The 992-nt window shown below is 63.8% G+C and carries 1 protein-coding gene; it reads right to left on the bottom strand.

Features of this window, described 5'->3' with window-relative positions; genetic code table 11:
* A partial coding sequence (fdhA, locus tag NR126_RS28365) for a formaldehyde dehydrogenase, glutathione-independent (protein WP_256832479.1) occupies positions 1 to 992 on the bottom strand: 992 nt, incomplete at both ends.

Genomic DNA, 992 nt, shown 5'->3' with positions numbered 1-992 from the left:
AACTCGCCATACCCCTCAGGCGCCTGATCCAGGCTGATCACCTGCACACCCACCACTTCAGCGATGTTGATGCGGTCCCACATGATCGCCTGCATCAGTGCGCGGTTGTACTTCATCACCGGGGTCTGGCCGGTGTGGAAGCTGTGGGATTTGGCCCAGCCCAGGCCAAAGCGGATGCTCAGGCTGCCCATTTTTGCCGCAGCGTCGACTGCGCCCGGGTCTTCGGTAACGTACAGGCCGGGGATGCCGATCTTGCCCGCTACACGGACGACGCCCATCAGGGAGTTGAGTACGGTGGCAGGGGCTTCGTGTTTGACGCCGTCGTGACCGTGGCCACGGGCTTCGAAGCCCACGCAGTCAACGGCGCAATCGACTTCCGGTTCGCCCAGCAGTGCGGCGATCTGTTCGTGCAGCGGTGCGTCTTTGGACAGGTCGACGATTTCAAAACCCTGGGCCTTGGCGTGGGCCAGGCGGATGGTGTTGACGTCGCCGATGATCACCACCGCAGCGCCCAACAGGCGTGCCGAAGCGGCGGCGGCCAGGCCTACTGGGCCGGCGCCAGCGATGTACACCGTGCTGCCCGGGCCGACACCGGCAGTGACGGCACCGTGGTAACCGGTAGGGAGGATGTCGGACAGGCAGGTCAGGTCGCGGATTTTCTCCATGGCCTTGTCGCGATCCGGCAGTTTCAGCAGGTTGAAGTCGGCGTACGGCACCAGCACGTATTCAGCTTGGCCGCCAGTCCAGTCGCCCATGTCGACGTAGCCGTAAGCACCACCAGCACGGGCCGGGTTGACGGTCAGGCAGACGCCGGTGTGTTGCTCTTTGCAGGAACGGCAGCGCCCACATGCAACGTTAAAGGGTACCGAGACCAGGTCGCCGATTTTCAGGTTTTCGACGTCGCTGCCCTTCTCGATCACTTCACCGGTGATCTCATGACCCAGCACCAGGCCGGTCTGGGCGGTGGTACGGCCGCGCACCATGTGCTGGTC

It is taken from the genome of Pseudomonas sp. Pse1, from assembly GCF_024519635.1.
Taxonomy (GTDB): domain Bacteria; phylum Pseudomonadota; class Gammaproteobacteria; order Pseudomonadales; family Pseudomonadaceae; genus Aquipseudomonas.
Note: the sequence above shows the minus strand (reverse complement) of the source record. Positions and strands in the feature narration are given on the sequence as shown.